Annotated in this window: 19 protein-coding genes; 10 read left to right on the top strand and 9 right to left on the bottom strand. The window is 69.5% G+C overall.

All coding sequences use genetic code 11. From position 1 onward, the window contains the following. Nucleotide 1: 1 nt before the first annotated feature. Both uvrA and ACPWUT_RS05875 read right to left on the bottom strand, forming a co-directional pair. The gene (uvrA, locus tag ACPWUT_RS05880) at nt 2-2,896 is read right to left on the bottom strand and encodes an excinuclease ABC subunit UvrA (protein WP_425841596.1); all 2,895 of its coding nucleotides are present in this window, start codon (nt 2,894-2,896) and stop codon (nt 2-4) included. 72 nt (nt 2,897-2,968) lie between these two features. After that, complete coding sequence (locus tag ACPWUT_RS05875; protein WP_284529549.1) at nt 2,969-3,415, bottom strand: MarR family winged helix-turn-helix transcriptional regulator; 447 nt, start codon at nt 3,413-3,415, stop codon at nt 2,969-2,971. 31 nt (nt 3,416-3,446) lie between these two features. On the opposite strand from ACPWUT_RS05875, the gene ACPWUT_RS05870 reads away from it, so the two are divergent. Beyond that, complete coding sequence (locus tag ACPWUT_RS05870) at nt 3,447-3,683, top strand: hypothetical protein (protein WP_284529548.1); 237 nt, start codon at nt 3,447-3,449, stop codon at nt 3,681-3,683. 7 nt (nt 3,684-3,690) lie between these two features. Here ACPWUT_RS05870 and ACPWUT_RS05865 read toward each other — a convergent pair whose 3' ends face one another. Then, nucleotides 3,691-4,113, bottom strand: a complete 423-nt coding sequence (locus ACPWUT_RS05865; protein ID WP_284529547.1) for a VOC family protein — start codon at nt 4,111-4,113, stop codon at nt 3,691-3,693. A gap of 25 nt (nt 4,114-4,138) precedes the next feature. Continuing rightward, nucleotides 4,139-6,208, bottom strand: coding sequence for an excinuclease ABC subunit UvrB (gene uvrB / locus ACPWUT_RS05860; protein WP_284529546.1), 2,070 nt, complete (start codon nt 6,206-6,208; stop codon nt 4,139-4,141). Between the two features lie 276 nt (nt 6,209-6,484). On the opposite strand from uvrB, the gene ACPWUT_RS05855 reads away from it, so the two are divergent. Continuing rightward, nucleotides 6,485-7,096, top strand: a complete 612-nt coding sequence (locus tag ACPWUT_RS05855; RefSeq protein ID WP_284529545.1) for a DUF4126 domain-containing protein — start codon at nt 6,485-6,487, stop codon at nt 7,094-7,096. Here the strand turns inward: ACPWUT_RS05855 and coaE are convergent. Continuing rightward, the gene (gene coaE / locus ACPWUT_RS05850) at nt 7,078-7,710 is read right to left on the bottom strand and encodes a dephospho-CoA kinase (RefSeq protein ID WP_284529544.1); all 633 of its coding nucleotides are present in this window, start codon (nt 7,708-7,710) and stop codon (nt 7,078-7,080) included. The two genes, ACPWUT_RS05855 and coaE, sit on opposite strands and share 19 nt — an antisense overlap. Before the next feature lie 290 nt (nt 7,711-8,000). Between coaE and ACPWUT_RS05845 the strand changes: the two genes are divergently transcribed. The 5 genes from ACPWUT_RS05845 (at nt 8,001) to ACPWUT_RS05825 (ending at nt 11,115) form a co-directional block, all read left to right on the top strand. Next, the gene (locus ACPWUT_RS05845) at nt 8,001-8,564 is read left to right on the top strand and encodes a hypothetical protein (protein WP_284529543.1); all 564 of its coding nucleotides are present in this window, start codon (nt 8,001-8,003) and stop codon (nt 8,562-8,564) included. 64 nt (nt 8,565-8,628) lie between these two features. Continuing rightward, nucleotides 8,629-9,159 carry a signal peptidase I gene (locus tag ACPWUT_RS05840; protein ID WP_284529542.1) on the top strand — a complete coding sequence of 177 codons (531 nt, stop codon included), beginning with the start codon at nt 8,629-8,631 and terminating at the stop codon, nt 9,157-9,159. Next, nucleotides 9,156-9,692: an LPXTG cell wall anchor domain-containing protein gene (locus tag ACPWUT_RS05835; protein WP_284529541.1), complete on the top strand. Its 537-nt coding sequence runs from the start codon at nt 9,156-9,158 to the stop codon at nt 9,690-9,692. The genes ACPWUT_RS05840 and ACPWUT_RS05835 overlap by 4 nt, the downstream gene beginning before the upstream one ends. Beyond that, nucleotides 9,689-10,237 (top strand): hypothetical protein, encoded by a 549-nt coding sequence (locus tag ACPWUT_RS05830; protein ID WP_425841587.1) that lies wholly within the window; start codon nt 9,689-9,691, stop codon nt 10,235-10,237. The genes ACPWUT_RS05835 and ACPWUT_RS05830 overlap by 4 nt, the downstream gene beginning before the upstream one ends. A 110-nt stretch (nt 10,238-10,347) precedes the next feature. Then, entirely contained in the window at nt 10,348-11,115 is a 768-nt protein-coding gene (locus ACPWUT_RS05825; protein ID WP_425841584.1) for a response regulator transcription factor, read from the top strand. Here the strand turns inward: ACPWUT_RS05825 and ACPWUT_RS05820 are convergent. The 4 genes from ACPWUT_RS05820 to ACPWUT_RS05805 all read right to left on the bottom strand — a co-directional run bounded on the left by ACPWUT_RS05820 (nt 11,105) and on the right by ACPWUT_RS05805 (nt 16,121). Further along, complete coding sequence (locus ACPWUT_RS05820) at nt 11,105-12,298, bottom strand: hypothetical protein (protein WP_284529539.1); 1,194 nt, start codon at nt 12,296-12,298, stop codon at nt 11,105-11,107. The genes ACPWUT_RS05825 and ACPWUT_RS05820 overlap by 11 nt on opposite strands. Beyond that, nucleotides 12,295-13,932, bottom strand: coding sequence for a sensor histidine kinase (locus ACPWUT_RS05815; protein ID WP_425841581.1), 1,638 nt, complete (start codon nt 13,930-13,932; stop codon nt 12,295-12,297). The genes ACPWUT_RS05820 and ACPWUT_RS05815 overlap by 4 nt, the downstream gene beginning before the upstream one ends. Before the next feature lie 98 nt (nt 13,933-14,030). Continuing rightward, entirely contained in the window at nt 14,031-15,482 is a 1,452-nt protein-coding gene (gene rpsA, locus ACPWUT_RS05810; RefSeq protein ID WP_284529537.1) for a 30S ribosomal protein S1, read from the bottom strand. A 198-nt stretch (nt 15,483-15,680) separates the two neighbouring features. Continuing rightward, nucleotides 15,681-16,121, bottom strand: coding sequence for a YchJ family protein (locus tag ACPWUT_RS05805; RefSeq protein WP_425841578.1), 441 nt, complete (start codon nt 16,119-16,121; stop codon nt 15,681-15,683). Nucleotides 16,122-16,203: 82 nt separating this feature from the next. Here ACPWUT_RS05805 and ACPWUT_RS05800 point away from each other — a divergent pair, with 82 nt between their 5' ends. From ACPWUT_RS05800 to ACPWUT_RS05790, 3 genes are all read left to right on the top strand, one after another. Next, the gene (locus ACPWUT_RS05800; RefSeq protein ID WP_425841575.1) at nt 16,204-16,725 is read left to right on the top strand and encodes a hypothetical protein; all 522 of its coding nucleotides are present in this window, start codon (nt 16,204-16,206) and stop codon (nt 16,723-16,725) included. Between the two features lie 242 nt (nt 16,726-16,967). Further along, complete coding sequence (locus ACPWUT_RS05795; protein ID WP_425841572.1) at nt 16,968-17,456, top strand: hypothetical protein; 489 nt, start codon at nt 16,968-16,970, stop codon at nt 17,454-17,456. Then, entirely contained in the window at nt 17,450-17,791 is a 342-nt protein-coding gene (locus ACPWUT_RS05790; protein WP_425841569.1) for a hypothetical protein, read from the top strand. Before ACPWUT_RS05795 ends, ACPWUT_RS05790 begins: the two co-directional genes overlap by 7 nt. Nucleotides 17,792-17,807: the final 16 nt, after the last annotated feature.

Here is a 17,807-nt window from a genome sequence, read left to right as displayed (position 1 = left end):
CTCAGCCCGCCTTGCGCGCAGTCGCCGTCCTGCTCGCCGGGAGGATCTCGGCCAGGAACGCGCCGGTGTGGCTCTCGGGTACGGTCGCCACCTGCTCGGGGGTGCCCGTGGCGACGATCTGCCCGCCGCCGGCCCCTCCCTCGGGTCCCAGATCGATGACCCAGTCGCTCGACTTGATGACGTCGAGGTTGTGCTCGATCACGATCACGGTGTTGCCCTTGTCGACCAGCCCGCCGAGCACCTCGAGAAGACGGCTGACGTCCTCGAAGTGCAGACCCGTGGTCGGCTCGTCCAGCACGTAGATGCTGCGTCCGTTCGACCGACGCTGCAGCTCGGTCGCCAGCTTCACCCGCTGGGCCTCCCCACCCGACAACGTGGTCGCCGACTGTCCCAGCCGCACGTATCCCAGCCCCACGTCGACGAGCGTCTTCAGGTAGCGGTGGATGGCCTGGATGGGCTCGAAGAACTCGGCGGCCTCGGCGATCGGCATGTCGAGCACCTCGGCGATGTTCTTGCCCTTGTAGTGGACGGCCAGGGTGTCGCGGTTGTAGCGCTTGCCGTGGCAGACCTCGCAGTCGACGTAGACGTCGGGCAGGAAGTTCATCTCGATCTTGATCGTGCCGTCACCGGAGCACGCCTCGCAGCGCCCGCCCTTGACGTTGAAGCTGAACCGTCCCGGCTGGTAGCCGCGCGCCTTCGCTTCGGGCGTCTCGCTGAACAGCGTGCGCACGCGGTCGAACACGCCGGTGTAGGTGGCCGGGTTCGATCGGGGGGTGCGACCGATCGGCGCCTGGTCGACGTGCACCACCTTGTCGAGGTTGTCGAGGCCGGTGACCCGCGTGTGCTTGCCCGCGACCCGGCGCGCGCCGTTGAGCTTCGTGGCGAGCACTTCGTAGAGGATGCCGTTCACGAGCGTCGACTTGCCCGACCCGCTGACTCCGGTCACCGCCGTGAGCACTCCGAGCGGGAAGTCCACCGTCACGTTCTTGAGGTTGTTCTCGCGAGCGCCGACGACCGTGACCATGCGCTTCTTGTCGATCTTGCGCCGACGGTTGGGAGTCTCGATGGAGCGACGACCGCTGAGGTAGGCCCCGGTGAGCGAGCGCTCCTCCTGGAGCAGCGACGCGAGCGGTCCCGAGTGGACGACTTCGCCACCGTGCACACCCGCGCGAGGTCCGATGTCGACCACCCAGTCCGCCGCGTCGATGGTCTCCTCGTCGTGCTCCACGACGATCAGCGTGTTGCCGAGGCTCTTCAGCCGCACGAGCGTCTCGATGAGCCGCCGGTTGTCGCGCTGATGCAGTCCGATGGACGGCTCGTCGAGCACGTACAGCACGCCGGTGAGTCCCGAGCCGATCTGAGTGGCCAGACGGATGCGCTGCGCCTCTCCGCCCGACAGCGATCCTGCGGAGCGGCTGAGGCTCAGATAGTTGAGGCCGACCTGGATGAGGAAGTCGAGCCGGGCGCGGATCTCGCGCAGCACCGCCGCGGCGATGTGTGCCTCGCGGTCGGTCAGCTCGAGGTCGGCGAAGTAGGCCTGCGCCTCGCCCAGGCTCATGCGCGAGGCGCCGGCGATCGACTGCCCGTGCACGAGCACCGCGAGGACCTCGGGCTTCAGGCGGTCGCCGTTGCAGACCGGGCACGGCACCTCACGCAGGTACTCCGACCAGCGCTGCCGCTGGGTGTCGGACTCGGCCTGGCTGTACTGGCGCTCGATGTAGGGGATGACGCCCTCGAAGCCGGAGGTATAGCGCATCTCGCGGCCGTAGCGGTTCTTCCACCGCACCGTGACCTTGAAGTTCTCGCCGCGCAGCACCGCATCCTTCACACGATCGGGAAGGTCGCGCCACGGGGTGTCGAGCGAGAAGTCGAGGTCGTCGGCGAGCCCCACCAGCAGGCGCTCGTAGTACTGGAAGAGCCCCTTGCCCTGTGTCGTCCACGGCAGGATCGCTCCCTCGTTGATCGACAGTTCGTCATCGCCGAGCAGCAGGTCGACGTCGACGGACATCCGGGTGCCGAGCCCCGAGCACGCGGGGCACGCACCGAACGGGGCGTTGAACGAGAAGGTGCGGGGCTCGATCTCGGTCAGCTGCAGCGCGTGGCCGTTGGGGCACGCGAGCTTCTCCGAGTAGTTCTGCCACGCGGCATCGCCCTCCTCGTCGACGAAGTTGACCTGCATGACTCCGCCGGCCAGACCCAGCGCCGTCTCGACGGAGTCCGTGATGCGGCCGAGCAGATCCGGAGCCGCCACCAGCCGGTCGACCACCACGGCGATGTCGTGCTTGTAGCTCTTCTTGAGCACCGGAGGCTCGGCCAGCTGGACGAGCTCGCCGTCCACGACCGCACGCGCGTACCCCTTCGCGGAGAGCTCCTTGAAGAGGTCGACGAACTCTCCCTTCTTCTGCGTCACGACGGGAGCGACGATCTGGTATCGCGTCCGCTCGGGCAGCTCCGCGAGCTGATCGGCGATCTGCTGCACGGTCTGACGCTGGATCCGCTCGCCGCACTCGGGGCAGTGCGGCACGCCGATGCGCGCCCACAGCAGACGCATGTAGTCGTGGATCTCGGTGATCGTGCCGACGGTCGAGCGCGGGTTGCGGTTGGTCGACTTCTGGTCGATCGAGACCGCGGGGCTGAGGCCTTCGATGAAGTCGACGTCGGGACGGTCGACCTGGCCGAGGAACTGGCGGGCGTACGAGCTCAGGGACTCGACGTAGCGGCGCTGCCCCTCGGCGAAGATCGTGTCGAAGGCGAGACTGGACTTGCCCGACCCGGAGAGTCCCGTGAAGACGACGAGCGAGTCGCGAGGGAGATCGAGGTCGACGTCCTTGAGGTTGTGCACGCGGGCACCACGGACACTGAGTTTCGACGGGGAGGCGACGGGGACGATGGGCACCGCACAAGTCTAGGTCGGGCCTGCGACATCGGCTCCGGGGTCAGCCCACGGCGTACGACATCGGCGCCGGCGTCAGCCCACGGCGTCCGAGCGGCGCCCGGCGAACCGGGTCAGCGCGTCGCGCAGGGACGCGACGGCGGCGGCATCGATCCCGGTCCTGGCGAGGATCTGCCCGGGCACCTCCAGCGCCTGTGCGCGCAGGGCGCGACCCTCGTCGGTGAGGCCGATCTCGAGCACGCGCTCATCCTCCGCGGCCCGTCGACGGACGACCCGCCCCTGCCCCTCGAGCCGCTTCACGAGCGGGGACAGGGTCGCGGGCTCCATGGCCAGCTCGTCCGCGAGGGCCGCCAGTGACCGAGGCTCCTGCTCCCAGAGCGCGAGCATCACCAGATACTGGGGGTGCGTCAGTCCCAGGGGCTCCAGGACCGGCCGATAGATCGCGACCACGTTGCGTGCCGCCGTCACGAGCGCGAAGCACAGCTGGTTCTCCAGCGCGAGCAGGTCTTCCCGGGTCTCCACGCACTGAGCCTATCAATTAGTTAGTACACTAATGATCATGACACGAAGTGATGCGAAGCCGCTGCGTACCCGCGTGCGCGAGGCGGGCGGGTGGTATGCGTACCTGAACAGCCGCCTGATCCGCATCGCGGGGCCGGCGTCGGTCGGACCGTACGACACCGAGCCGGAGCCCGAGCGCACGGAGCGGGCTTGTCCGCTGTGCGGGGCGCCGATGTCGCAGCACACGTTCGACCGGTCCGGGCCGAAGCCGCTCATGCACTGTCCGTGACGCGCGTTCAGGGCAGCGTGACGGAACCGTCGGCGCCGATCTGCCATGCGGGGTTCACCGCCACCTCCCACGGGTGGCCGTCGGGATCGACGAACACCCCCGAGTAGCCGCCCCAGGCAGTCGGCGCCCCGACACGAGCGATCCGCGCTCCGGCTGCCTCGGCTGACGTGAGCACGCCGTCGACGTCGTCGGGAGCGTCCACGTTGTGCGCGAGCGTGACGCCGCCCCATCCCCCGGTGTCCGCCACTCCGGAGTCGGCGGCCAGCGCCGCCCGGGACCAGAGGGCGAGCACCATCCCGCCGCTCTGGAAGAACGCGACCTCGCCGTCGACGGACGAGGGATGCGGGGTCCACCCCATCGCCCGGTAGAACGTGATCGAACGGGCGAGGTCGTCGACGCCCAGCGTGATCAGGCTGATGCGCGGCTCCACGGGCTCCTCCTCGACGCGATCGCGGTCACGCGTGGCCCGCGCGCTCCATCGCTCGCAGCTCCTTCTTGAGGTCCTGGACCTCATCGCGGAGGCGCGCCGCCAGCTCGAACTTCAGTTCGCCGGCCGCGGCGAGCATCTGGTTGGAGAGGTCCTCGATCGTCGCCTCGAGCTGGTTCGCGCCCTCCGCGGCGATCCCCTCACGGCGCAGTCGCGGGGTCGGGCTCTTCCCCTTGCCCGACTTGTTCTTCTTCGACAGCAGCTCCTGCGTGTCGGAGGCCTCCCGCGCCAGCACGTCGGTGATGTCCGCGATCTTCTTGCGCAGCGGCTGCGGATCGATGCCGTGCTCCGTGTTGTACGCGATCTGCTTCTCGCGGCGGCGATCGGTCTCCTCGATGGCCGCGCGCATGGAGTCGGTCATGTTGTCGGCGTACATGTGGACCTCACCCGACACGTTTCGCGCCGCACGGCCGATGGTCTGGATGAGCGAGGTTCCCGATCGCAGGAACCCCTCCTTGTCGGCGTCGAGGATCGCGACGAGCGACACCTCGGGGAGGTCGAGGCCCTCGCGCAGCAGGTTGATGCCCACCAGCACGTCGTAGACGCCGGAGCGGAGCTCGGTCAGCAGCTCGACTCGTCGGAGGGTGTCCACATCGGAGTGCAGGTAGCGGACGCGCACGCCGTGCTCCCCCAGGAAGTCGGTGAGCTCCTCCGCCATCTTCTTCGTCAGCGTCGTGACGAGCACCCGCTCATCCCGCTCGACGCGGATGCGGATCTCCTCGAGCAGGTCGTCGATCTGGCCCTTGGACGGCTTGAGCACGATGTGCGGGTCGACCAGCCCGGTCGGGCGGATGATCTGCTCCACCACGCCGTCGGCGATGCCCATCTCGTAGCGCCCCGGCGTCGCCGACAGATAGACGGTCTGCCCGATGCGCTGCTTGAACTCGTCGAAGCGCAGGGGACGGTTGTCGAGGGCGCTCGGCAGGCGGAAGCCGTGATCCACGAGGGTGCGCTTGCGCGAGGCGTCGCCCTCGTACATCGCCCCGATCTGGGGGACGGTGACGTGCGACTCGTCGATGACCATCAGGAAGTCGTCGGGGAAGAAGTCGAGCAGGGTGTGCGGCGGCTCTCCCGCCGCGCGGCCGTCGAGGTGCCGCGAGTAGTTCTCGATGCCGGAGCAGAAGCCGAGCTGCTGGAGCATCTCGAGGTCGAAGGTCGTCCGCATCCGGAGGCGCTGGGCCTCGAGGAGCTTGCCCTGGCCCTCGAGCTCCTTGAGCCGGTCGGCCAGCTCGGCCTCGATGGTGCCGATCGCGCGCTGGACGGTGTCGGTCCCCGCGACATAGTGTGACGCGGGGAAGATCGGGACGCTGTCGAGCTTCTGCACGACTTCGCCCGTGAGCGGGTGGAGCATGTACAGCGCCTCGATCTCGTCGCCGAACAGCTCGATGCGCACCGCGTACTCCTCGTACACGGGGATGATCTCGATCGTGTCGCCGCGCACGCGGAAGTTGCCGCGGGAGAAGTCCACGTCGTTGCGGTTGTACTGCATCGCGATGAACTTGCGGATGAGGGCGTCGCGGTCGTAGCGCTCGCCGACCTGCAGCGCCACCATGGCGCGCATGTACTCCTCGGGCGCGCCGAGACCGTAGATGCACGAGACGGTGGAGACGACCACGACGTCCCGCCTGCTCAGCAGGGAGTTCGTCGTGGAGTGGCGGAGCCGCTCGACCTCGGCGTTGATCGAGGAGTCCTTCTCGATGAACGTGTCCGTCTGCGGCACGTACGCCTCGGGCTGGTAGTAGTCGTAGTAGCTGACGAAGTACTCCACCGCGTTGTTCGGCATGAGGTCGCGGAACTCGTTGGCCAGCTGCGCCGCGAGCGTCTTGTTGTGCGCGAGCACCAGGGTAGGCCGCTGCACCTGCTCGATGAGCCAGGCGGTGGTCGCCGACTTCCCCGTGCCGGTGGCTCCCAGCAGAACGACGTCGGTCTCACCGGCGTTGATGCGCGCGGCCAGATCGGCGATCGCCTGCGGCTGGTCGCCGCTGGGCATGTACTCGCTGACGACCTCGAAGGGCCGGACGGATCGCGTGGTCTGCATCAGTCCAGCGTATGCCGGGCCACCGACACCGCGGCCGGTGTTCGCCGAGGGCGACGAGCGTCAGGCGTCCTCGTCCTCGCCCGACTCGAAGTCTCCGGTCGCGAAGTCGTCCCACTCGACGTCGGGGTCCGACATCCGACCGTTCCTGCTGCTCGTCGCCATGGGCCCGCTCCCCTCCACCCTCACGTGCTCCGAACGGTACGCCGGCCACGTGAACGGCGGATTGCGCCGCCGTATCCCGTCCGTGTCGCGGGCCCCGCCGCGTACCCTGGCATCGTGGTCGAACTCCTCGTCGGATCGGGACTGGCGGCAGCCGCGGGCTTGAACGCCTGGATGCCGCTGTTCCTGCTGGGCCTCGCCGACCGCTTCGTGGCGGCCGTCGAGCTTCCCGCCGCGTGGTCGTGGCTCTCCAGCGATGTCGCCCTCTGGATCACCGGCGTCCTCCTCGTGGTCGAGTTCGTGGCCGACAAGGTCCCGGCCGTCGACTCCGTGAACGACATCCTCCAGTCGGTCGTGCGACCCGCCTCCGGCGGCATAGCCTTCGGCGCGGGGGCCACCAGCGAGACCGTGCGCGTGGAGGACCCCGCCGCACTGCTGGTCGACAACGCCTGGGTCCCGATCGCCGTCGGCGTCGTGATCGCGCTCCTGGTGCACGTGCTCAAGGCGTCGATCCGCCCGATCGCGAACCTCGCCACCGCCGGCGTGGCGGCGCCGGTCGTGTCCACCGTCGAGGACGTGTCGGCGCTCGCCCTCATCCTCTCCGCGATCTTCCTGCCGGTGCTCGCCGGCGTGCTGCTCGTGGCCCTGCTGGTCACCGGCTTCCTGGTGCTGCGTCGCCGACGGCGAGGGCGCACCGCGGGCCCGGCCGATCAGCCGGCCGTCGGCTGAGAGGCACCCCCGGCCGACTCCGTCCGCAGCCTCTCCCACAGGCGGTCGGTCTGCGCGATCGTGTCCTCGAGCGATCCGCCGGTGTCGATAACGACGTCGGCGATCGCCAGGCGCCGATCGTCCGATGCCTGCGCGGCGATCCGCGCCTGCGCCTCCGTCTCGCTCATCCCCCGCAGCTCGACGAGTCGCCGCGATCGCACGGCCGCCGGCGCATGGGCCACCACCACGAGGTCCCAGGGGTCGTCGACCCGGGCCTCGACGAGCAACGGCACGTCGTACACGACGACGGCGCCGGGATCCGACGCGAAGACCTCGGAGAAGCGTCGTGCCGACTCGGCCCGGACGGCCGGATGCACGATCGCGTTCAGCCGGGCGAGCGCCTCGGGATCCTCGAACACGATCGCGCCCAGCGCCGCACGGTCCAGCTCGCCGTCACTGCGCAGCACCCGCTCACCGAACTCGCCGACGATCGCCGCGAGCACCGGCGATCCGGCGCGCTGGGTCTCCCGCACGAGCGCATCGGCGTCGATGACCACCGCCCCCCGCTCGGCCAGCCGGGCCGCGATGGTCGATTTTCCGGAGGCGATCCCGCCGGTCAGTGCGATGAGAGACATGGCTACGAGGATGCCATGACGATTCGCTGATGATGTGCTCTGACAAGGCGAAGGGACGGCTGAGGCGCACTTGAGCCAAACCTGAGGGTGGCCCCCTAACGTCAGTGATGCAGGCGACGAACCCGAATCGCAGCCCGCCGGGAAGGGCCCGAACCCGACTCGAACATCAACACAGTCCGGACTGCCCGAACAGCCCGATCTGCCCCCGCCCCGGCGCACCCGAAGCGCCGGGGAGGGAGGCCGGTCCGGCGTGCCCGCAGCCGGCAGGACAGCCTGAAAGGCCCCCCGAAATGACCACGCAGGACATCACCACCACCGCCACTCAGCCCGAAGAGCGCAAGAGCAAGCGCCGCGCCGTTCTGGCCTTCACCCTCGCCGCCCTCGCCGTCGGCGGCATCGGCGCCGCGGCCACCAGCGCCGCCTGGACCGACAACGTCTTCTTCTCGGCCAAGGCCGAGGCCGCCACCTTCAACCTGCAGGGCTCGCTCAACGGCACCACCTGGCAGGAGTCGGACAACAGCGGCTCCATCCAGCTGGTCGTGCCGGCCTCGAGCCTGGCCAACCTGCTGCCCGGCGAGACCCGCACCATCAACCTCTACGTCAAGAACCTCGGCACCGCGGCCGCGTCGCTGACCTCGTCGGTCGCCTGGGCGACCTCGCCCGCCTCGACCTTCACGGCCAACCCGGGCACCACGGTGGAGGGCCTCGCCACGACGCTCACCCCCGCCGGCGGAGCGACCGAGAGCGACCAGTTCCAGCTCAAGGTGACCACCGACAGCGCCTGGGCCGCGTCCAACCAGGGCAAGTCGGGCACGATCGTCGTCACGGTCGCCGGCACCGCCGTCGCGCCGTAATCGCCCACGCACCTCGCACTCACCGCAGACCCACCGCAGCACCCGGACCAGAAGGAGGAAGACGATGCAGCTCCTGCGCCGCCTCGCCGACATCGCCCTCTGGCTCCTCGCTGCGGTGGGTCTGGCCTGCGCCCTGATCTGGGGCGCCACGGCTCTCGGGATGATCAAGCCGCTGATCGTGATCTCCGGCTCGATGGAGCCCGGAATCATGACCGGTGACCTCCTCGTCGATGTGCCGGTCGACACCGCCGACCTGTCGGTCGGCGACGTGGTGAGCCTTCCGTCCGACCTGACGCACAACCTCGTCACGCATCGGATCGAGAAGATCGTCGATCTCGGCGGCGGCGAGTACCAGATCTCGCTGAAGGGCGACAACAACGCCGCCTCGGACGCCCTCGACTATTTCGTCGGCGACCAGGTGTGGCAGCCGGCGGTGCAGCTCAGCGGGTGGGGAACCGCTGTGCAGCGCCTCACGACGCCGGCTGTCGCCCTTCCGCTGGTGATCGGGCTCGTCGCGCTCCTCGGGATCGCGCTCCTCCTGCCGGCTCCCGCGCGCCGCACGCGCCGCCCGGCTGCGGACCCGGTGCTGCCATGATCGGCCTCCGCACGCGTCTGGTCGCGCTGGCCGGTGTGGTGGGCGCCGCGGTCGCCGTGGCCGTGGTCGGTCCGGCCGCCTCGGCCCAGACGCTGCCGCTCACCTACGACCTCGGCGTCGTGCTCCCCGGCGAGTCCCGGACGATGGAGCGCGAGATCGAGATCCCGCGTCACGCCTCCGTCGCGGCCGCCGACTTCGGGTCTGGCGCCAGCGCGGACGGGTGGGACGCGCGTCTGTGCGCCGACCGCTGCATCGCGGTCGACGCCCTGGCCGGCGAGACGCTGTCCGCCGGTCGCTATCGCCTCATCGTCACGCTCACCATGCCTGCCGACGGTGCGATCGCACTCGAGTCGTCGGCGCGGGGATCGCTGACGCTCATCGACGCCGGCGTGGGGGACGCCGACGCCCTCCCCAACACGGGTGGCACCCTGCCGGTCGCGAGCATGGCCGTGGGGGCGGCGCTCGCGTCCGGTGGGACCCTGCTGCTCATCGCCGGCCGCCGCCGGTCCCGCCGCCAGGAGGTCGGGTCGTGACCCGCGTGCGTCTGCGCGCGCGGGTGGCCGCCGTGGCCGCCGCACTGCTGATCGTCGTCGGGGCGGGCGCCGCCGCCGGTGCCGTTCAGGACACGCAGGCCGCATGGAACGACAAGTCCTTCGCGTCGGCGGTCGCCACGGGCGGCACCTGGTCCGCACCCACCAGCTACGGCTGCACGGCGATGAACGCCGACGGCAGCGTGAAGAACGGCGGCCGCTGCACGGTCACGTCGGTGACGGCGGACGAGTGGGGCACCGCTCCCAACCGCCAGCGCGGCTACACCGTCGGCTTCAACACCAACGCCGGCAACGGATACGTGCAGTTCACCATCAGCCTCGCCGTCGCGGGCGCATCGTCGAACTTCTCGTGGAGCACGGCCGGTCTCGTCGGCAACGGGCAGGCCATCCCCACGAACGGCTGGACCTGCGCCCAGCTGCCGACGCTGACCGCGAAGACGCCCACGAACTGGGGATGGGGAAGCTCGAGCCAGATCTACTTCCAGGTGGTCGAGAACCGCTCGTCGACCGCCGTGAGCTGCGGATGAGCGTCCCGACACAGCCCGTCCCCGTCCCGTTCCGGCACGTCTTCTGGGATATCATCGCGGATGCCGGTCACGTGAACATGTTGCCCGACCGGCAGTCGGAGGGATTCCCGTTGCCGGACTCACAGGTCGCCGTCGTGATCGAAGACGATCCGGATATCCGTGCTCTCGTCACCGACGTCCTCGATCAAGCGGGCTTCCGCGTGTTCTCCGCCGGCAACGGCGTCGAGGGGCTGGACCTCATCAAGACGCACCAGCCGATCGTGACGACGCTCGATGTGAGCCTGCCCGGCATGGACGGGTTCGAGACGGCGCGCCGGATCCGGTCGGTGAGCGGCACGTACATCGTCATGCTGACCGCGCGCGCCGACGAGATCGACACGCTGCAGGGCCTTCAGGCGGGCGCCGACGACTACGTCACCAAGCCCTTCCGCCCGCGCGAGCTGCGTGCGCGGATCGAGGCCATGCTGCGACGCCCGCGCACCTTCGGGCTTCCCGACCTGCCGGCGGGCGTCGAGGCGACGGTCCCGAACATCCCCGCCCCCGCTCCGGACGAGGCGGGATGGCTGGAGCACAAGGGGCTCCGGCTCCACCCCGACATGCGCGTCGCGGTGGCGGACGAGGAGACGCTCGACCTCACGCGCAGCGAATTCGACATCCTGCACGATCTGCTCAGCGCCGGTCGCCGCGTCGTCGGCAAGAACGAGCTGGCGCTGATGCTCCGCGGCGAGAGCCACCTCGGCATCGGCTTCGTCAGCGAGCACGACACCCGGGCGATCGAGGTGCACGTCGCGAACCTCCGCCGCAAGCTCGGCGAGTCGGCCGCGCAGCCCCGCTGGATCGAGACGATCCGCGGCATCGGCTACCGCCTCACCCTCTGACGCGGCCCATCCCCTCCTCGGAGTCCGACTCGGCGACGATCACCGACGCGTCCGGGTCGGTCGAGGATCGCTTGGCCGCGCGCTGCGCAGCGTCCACCAGCGTCTTCGGGTCGTAGCCCAGGTCGTCGCTCAACGCGACGCCGATGCCGACGACCGGGATGACGGCGCTCCCTCGGGCGGCGAAGTCGTCGAGCAGCCGCCGCTGCACGCGGCTCGCGACCCGGGGGGCGTCGGCACGTGAGACGGGCTCGAACGCGATGAGCATCGCGTCGTCGTCGGCCGGCCCCACGAGCGAGAAGGTGGGCGCGTAGCGCCGCACGCCCGAGCGCCAGAGCTCGGAGATCGCCTCCTGCTCCCCCGTGCCGAACGCGAGACCGATCTGGGAGAGATCGTCGATGCGCAGCGCGACGACACCGAAGAGCTCGTCGGCCGCGCGCGCCCGCGACAGCACGCTCGGCAGCGCGGCGCTCAGCGACGCGGCGCTGAGGATCCCGTCCGGCGACACGTGCAGGGTCGAGTGTCCCCCGTCGTGCCGCACCGTGACCCGGCCGCTGCGCAGCATCGTCGCCGTCGTCAAGGCCACGATCGTGAGCACGATCGACACGAGTCCCGTGATGCTCGATGAGAACCAGGTGGTGAAGATCTCGCCCTGCGGACCCTCCGTCGCCAGCACGACGGCGCGGGCGTAATAGTAGAGCGCGACGAGTGCGAGCACGATCGTGAAGCCCATCGAGCTCAGGAGCGCCCCCATGGCGCCGCGGCGGGACTCGACGGCGGCCAGCAGGGCGAAGGACGCGACTCCGATGAACATCGTCACCGACCCCGCCCACTCGTCGGCATCGGGACCGGGGAGAAGCGTCGCGAGGAACTCGATGCCGACCGACACGGCGACGACGATCCCCGCGGTGCGGATGCGTCGGCCGTTGAAGGTGCGCGCCCCCAGCCAGAAGAAGCCTCCCGTCGCCACCAGGGCCGAGTTGCCGATGGCGATCGCCACCCACGGCTCGTCGGAGGCCTGCCACACGAGGTAGGCGGTGACCGTGAGCATGCCGCTCAGGAACGCCAGCGCCCACACCCGTCCGGCGCCGACTTCCCGGCGGAGCAGCGTCTCGACCAGGTAGAGCACTCCGGAGGTGATCGTGACCAGCGCCACGATCAGGTTCACGGTGAACAGATCGATCACGATCCGACATCCTCTCTGGCCGAGGTGGCCGGAAGCCGCACGATGAAGGTGGCTCCTTCGTCGAGCGTGGTGCGCACGGTGATCTCCCCGCCGTGCGCCCGGACGATCTCGCGGCTGATGGCCAGCCCGAGCCCGCTGCCGTGGGTGGTGGAGTTGCGCACCAGTCCCGAGCGGAAGAAGCGCTCGAACAGGCGGGGCAGCTCGCTCTCGGGGATCCCCGGCCCGTTGTCGCTGACGGCCAGCCAGACGTGGGTGCCATCGCTGGTCAGCCCGACGTCGATACGGCCGCCCGGATTGTTGTACTTGATCGCGTTGGAGAGCAGATTGTCGATGACCTGACGCATCCGCAGCGGGTCCGCGAGGGCGCGCACCTTCTCCACGGCGTCGATCGCGACCGTCACACGGCGCTCGACCGCCCGCGGCATCGCCGCCTCCACCGCGGCCTCCACGACGACGGACAGATCCGTGGGCTCGGGTCGGAGCGTCAGCTCGACCCCGCGATGCGACGCCGCCGACGCCGTCAGGAGATCGGCGACGAGATCGAGCAGCCGGCTGGAGTTCCGCTCCACCACCTCCAGGCTGCGCCGGCTGACCGGGGAGAGGTTCGGGTCGTCGAGGGCCAGCTCGACGTATCCCATGATCGAGGTCAGTGGCGTGCGCAGTTCGTGGGAGACGGATGCCACGAGGTCCTCGCGCGCGCGCAGAGCGAGCTCCTCGGCCGTGACGTCGAGGGTGACGATGATCATGCCGGCGTCGGAGAGGTCCTTGTCGTAGAGCCGCCGCGCCGTCGACTTGAGCGCGCGCCGGCGCTCCTCTCCGGGATCCCCGTGCCACACCAGGGCGTTCTCGAACTCCTCGCCGCGCCGGGCGCGTGCCAGCGGGAGATCCTCGTCGCCGATCGGGGTGATGCCGTCGGCCGCGTACGCGCGCGAGGTGTCGGCGCGCGCCCGCTGCAGACGCCCGTGAGCCTCGTTGGTCACGACGAGGGATCCCTCGGGGGTGAGCCGGATCACCCCGAAGTCGACCGCCTGCAGCACCTCGGTGACCAGGTCCTCCTGGCTGCGTGCGCGCTCTACCGAGCGCTGGAGGTACTGGGACTGCTTGTCCAGCAGCACGCGCTGGGCGAGGGTGCGCTTCGATGCGAGCGCGGCCACCGTCGCCAGGCCCGCGATCATGACCGGGAACAGGAAGGTCGTCGGACCGATCTCCTGCTGCGGGTCGGTCCAGACGAGACTCCAGAACGAGACCGAGATGAGCGTGACGCCGAGCACCGCTCCCCAGCCGCCAAAGGCTGATCCGATCCAGATCGCGGGGAACGCCCACAGCAGCCCCAGCGAGGCCTCCGGCGCCGCGGCCCGCAGGAGCGTGATGGCGGCGATGTCCACGAGCGGCAGGATGAGGATCGCCAGCGCGGGAAACGTGTTCCACGGCAGGATGAAGGCGGCACCGGTCGCCACGAAGACGATCGCCACCCCCAGCATGAGCAGCGTGCCGTCGGCGACCTTGTCGAAGAGCACGACCAGCACAGCCGCCAGGAGCACGACCGCCCCGAGCAGGACCTGGTTCAGCAGGAGCGATCGGTCGCGACCGCGACCGATGAGGCTCGGTGCCGCCGCTGGTCCAGGGATGGTCACACAGAGACGTTACAGCCGGATCCCCGCGCATACGCGGAAGGGGGCCGTGACCTGACGGTCACGGCCCCCTTCGGAGCGATTCGGCTCAGCTGATCAGATCAGCGGCCGGAGAGCTTCTCGCGCAGCGCGGCGAGGGCCTCGTCGTCGGCCAGCGTGCCGCCGACGCTCGAGACGTCGGACGAGAAGGACGACCCACCGGCCTCGGCCGGCGCCGCAGCCTCGGCCTCGAGGGCCTTGGCGACAGCGGCCTTGTGAGCCTCCCAGCGACCCTGGGCAGCGGCGTACTCCTGCTCCCACTTCTCGCGCTGAGCGTCGAAGCCCTCGAGCCAGGCACCCGACTCGGGGTCGAAGCCCTCGGGGTACTTGTACTCGCCGTTCTCGTCGTACTCGGTCGCCATGCCGTACAGGGCCGGGTCGAACTCGGTGCCGTTGGGGTCGACCGACTCGTTGGCCTGCTTGAGCGACAGCGAGATGCGGCGACGCTCGAGATCGATGTCGATGATCTTGACGAAGACCTCTTCGCCGACCGACACGACCTGCTCGGCGAGCTCGACGTGCTTGCCCGACAGCTCCGAGATGTGCACGAGGCCCTCGATGCCGTCCGCGACGCGGACGAACGCGCCGAACGGGACGAGCTTGGTGACCTTGCCCGGAGCGACCTGACCGATCGCGTGCGTGCGGGCGAAGACCTGCCACGGGTCCTCCTGCGTCGCCTTCAGCGACAGCGAGACGCGCTCGCGGTCCAGGTCGACCTCGAGGATCTCGACGGTGACCTCCTGGCCGACCTCGACGACCTCGGACGCGTGCTCGATGTGCTTCCACGAGAGCTCGGAGACGTGCACGAGGCCGTCCACGCCGCCCAGGTCGACGAACGCACCGAAGTTGACGATCGACGAGACGACGCCCTTGCGGACCTGGCCCTTGTGCAGGTTGTTGAGGAACGTGGTGCGCGACTCGGACTGCGTCTGCTCCAGCAGGGCGCGGCGCGAGAGAACGACGTTGTTGCGGTTCTTGTCGAGCTCGAGGATCTTCGCCTCGATCTCCTGGCCGAGGTACGGCGTGAGGTCGCGGACGCGGCGCAGCTCGATGAGCGAGGCCGGCAGGAAGCCGCGGAGGCCGATGTCGACGATGAGTCCACCCTTGACGACCTCGATCACGGAGCCGGTGACCACACCGTCGTTCTCCTTGATCTTCTCCACGTCGCCCCATGCGCGCTCGTACTGGGCGCGCTTCTTGGACAGGATCAGGCGGCCTTCCTTGTCCTCCTTCTGGAGGACCAGGGCCTCGACCTCGTCGCCGACCTTGACGACCTCGTTCGGGTCGACGTCGTGCTTGATCGAGAGCTCGCGCGAGGGGATGACGCCCTCGGTCTTGTATCCGACGTCGAGGAGGACCTCGTCGCGGTCGATCTTCACGACGGTGCCTTCGATGAGGTCTCCGTCGTTGAAGAACTTGAGGGTCTTCTCGACCGCGGCCAGGAAGTCTTCAGCAGATCCGATGTCGTTGATGGCGACCTGCTTGGTGGCCGGGGCGGTCGTTGCGGTAGTCATGTAGTGGGTTGTCCTTGTTGGGTTGGGTGTCGGGCTGCGCGCCTGGGACGTGGTGCCCCGGCATCCGTCCGAGGACGAGCGGATGCCACGGTCGCAGCGATGTGGATGGGATTGCGTGTCACGAAGGCATGGCGAAACCGCCAGGTGAGTGACACTCCAGAGTATCAGAACGACCGCCGCCGTGGCAGGGGCGGTCGCCTAGCCGACCTCGCCGTCCACGTACCACCAGCGTCCCTGCTGGAAGACGAACCTGCTGCGCTCCGCGAGCTCCCCCGAGGATCGTCCGTCGCGCCACCGCGCACGGAAGGCGACCACGCCGCGCCGGTCACCGGGCTCTCCCCCGACGACCTCGTCGATGGTGAGCGACGACCACTCCAGGTCGTCGTCGAGGTCGAGCCTGGTCGGCCGGGTCGAGGGGTGCCACGTGTCCTCCAGGTGCCGGCGCGCCCCGAGCGCGAACGCGGTGTACCGCGAGCGCATGAGCGCGAGCGCCGTCGGCGCCGGGGCACCGCCGAGGACCGGCCCGCAGCAGTCGCCGAAGCGCCCCGCCCCGCACGGGCACGCGTCGGCGTCCGCAGGAGTGCGCCGGGCGCGGGCGCCGAAGGCGGATCCGGAGAACGACGAGGAGCGGGCGGCCACCCTCCGACTCTACGGCGCCACCGCCGCTCGCCCTGTGGATAACCGCAGCAGGCGCCGGCAGCTCCTGACTACCGTGACGGTCATGGGGGAAAGGCATGCGGCGAAGGCGACGGCGGGGCTCTGGTGCACCGCCGTCGCCGTCGCGTTGATCGGCTGCGCGCCGGACCCGACTCCGACTCCCCTGCCGACCGCGACCGGCTTCGCTTCGGAGGCGGAAGCCTTCGCCGCCGCCGAGGCGACCTACCGCGCCTACGTCGACGCGCTGAACCATCAATATGCAGGGCGAACTGGAAGTGATCCAACCAGTTACCTCGCTGACGCCGCACTAGAGGAAGAGGTCGCGGCAGCCGAGGAGTTCAAGAGGATGGGTATCAGATTGACGGGAACCGTACGAGTGGCATCATTCAGTATCCGGAGCGCCTCCGACGAGGTTGTGGACGCGGTTGTGTGTCTCGACGTACACAAGAGTCGCGTGCTGAACGATGAGAATCAGGACGTCACCCCCACCACGCGCGGACGTGTGGTTGGCCTGGATGTTGCGTTCAAGATTGCCGCCGACACTGTGCTCATCTCGAACTCCTCGGCAAACGATTCCTCATGCTGATAGAGCTCGCCCTCGGCTGGGCGCTCGCGTTTCCGCTGGACGCTTCGACGTGTGGCGCCGCGCGGCGAGTCGCTGGCCAGTGCGCGGACGCGATCTTGGGCGACGGAACGGTCGAGTTGGACGCACGAAAGGGAGGCGCGCGCGATACTGGCGAGTCGTCCCCAGCTCGCGAGACCGATGACCAACCTCGTCGACGGGAATGCACGAACGCGCTGAACCGGTGCAGCACCTACGAGGTGGTGATGCGCCAGGAGGCCACGCTCACCGACGTCGCGTCCTTCGCGCCACGGCTGGCGGCCCCGGTCCCCGAGCCCGACGGTGTGGGCGTCGCCGGACTCCCCCTCAACGTCGTCACGGTCGCCCGCACGCACACGCGCACCGGAGAACTGTTCGACATGCCCGTGACGGTCCGCTTCCGTCCGATGTCGTTCACGTTCGACTACGGCGACGGAGCGACGCGGGAATCCCCGACCGGGGGCTTCACGTGGCGGCAGCTGGGTCTCGCGCAGTTCACTGCGACCGACACGAGCCACACCTACCGGGAACGCGGCGAGTACGTCATCACCAGCGTCGTGCACTTCGCCGCGGACGTCGACTTCGGCACCGGCTGGATCCCCGTCGACGGCCTCCTCGCCGTCCCCGCCGGGGCCACCACCGTGGAGATCCTCGAGGCGCGGACCGCACTCGTGGAGCGCACCTGTCACGAAGACCCGAACGGCATCGGGTGCTGACCGCCGAACCGGCGCCGCGCCAGACTCGCCAGGGCGCGATCTCCGCGCTCACGATCATGTCGGCTTCGCTGAGCGCGACGGCTTTGCTGCTGTGGGCGCTCGCCTACGCCGGACCCATCGGGATTCTGATCAGCTTCCTCCTGATCCCCGTGCACGCTTTCCTCGCCGTCAAGCTCGTGGGCGACGTCGCCCTGTCGGCTCTCGCAGCCGCGCGACGATCGCGGCGGGCGATGTGGGCCAACGCGATCGTCACGGTGATCGACGCCGCGCTCGTCGCCTGGGGCCATGCCTACGGCTTCTCCGAGCTCGTCTTCATGATGATTGCGCACGGGTGACGCCTCGCTCGCCAGA

Origin of the sequence: Microbacterium sp. PA5 (assembly GCF_049860775.1) — a bacterium.
Classification (GTDB): Bacteria; Actinomycetota; Actinomycetes; order Actinomycetales; family Microbacteriaceae; genus Microbacterium.
This window is presented reverse-complemented; position numbering and strand designations above follow the sequence as displayed.

Bases quoted from the DNA above. Each gene is read 5' to 3' on its own strand.
- ACPWUT_RS05870 (WP_284529548.1), top strand. From the start codon at position 3,447: ATGATCATGACACGAAGTGATGCGAAGCCGCTGCGTACCCGCGTGCGC.
- uvrB (WP_284529546.1), bottom strand. From the start codon at position 6,208: ATGCAGACCACGCGATCCGTCCGGCCCTTCGAGGTCGTCAGCGAGTAC.
- coaE (WP_284529544.1), bottom strand. From the start codon at position 7,710: ATGTCTCTCATCGCACTGACCGGCGGGATCGCCTCCGGAAAATCGACC.
- ACPWUT_RS05845 (WP_284529543.1), top strand. From the start codon at position 8,001: ATGACCACGCAGGACATCACCACCACCGCCACTCAGCCCGAAGAGCGC.
- ACPWUT_RS05840 (WP_284529542.1), top strand. From the start codon at position 8,629: ATGCAGCTCCTGCGCCGCCTCGCCGACATCGCCCTCTGGCTCCTCGCT.
- ACPWUT_RS05835 (WP_284529541.1), top strand. From the start codon at position 9,156: ATGATCGGCCTCCGCACGCGTCTGGTCGCGCTGGCCGGTGTGGTGGGC.
- rpsA (WP_284529537.1), bottom strand. From the start codon at position 15,482: ATGACTACCGCAACGACCGCCCCGGCCACCAAGCAGGTCGCCATCAAC.
- ACPWUT_RS05800 (WP_425841575.1), top strand. From the start codon at position 16,204: ATGGGGGAAAGGCATGCGGCGAAGGCGACGGCGGGGCTCTGGTGCACC.
- ACPWUT_RS05795 (WP_425841572.1), top strand. From the start codon at position 16,968: ATGCGCCAGGAGGCCACGCTCACCGACGTCGCGTCCTTCGCGCCACGG.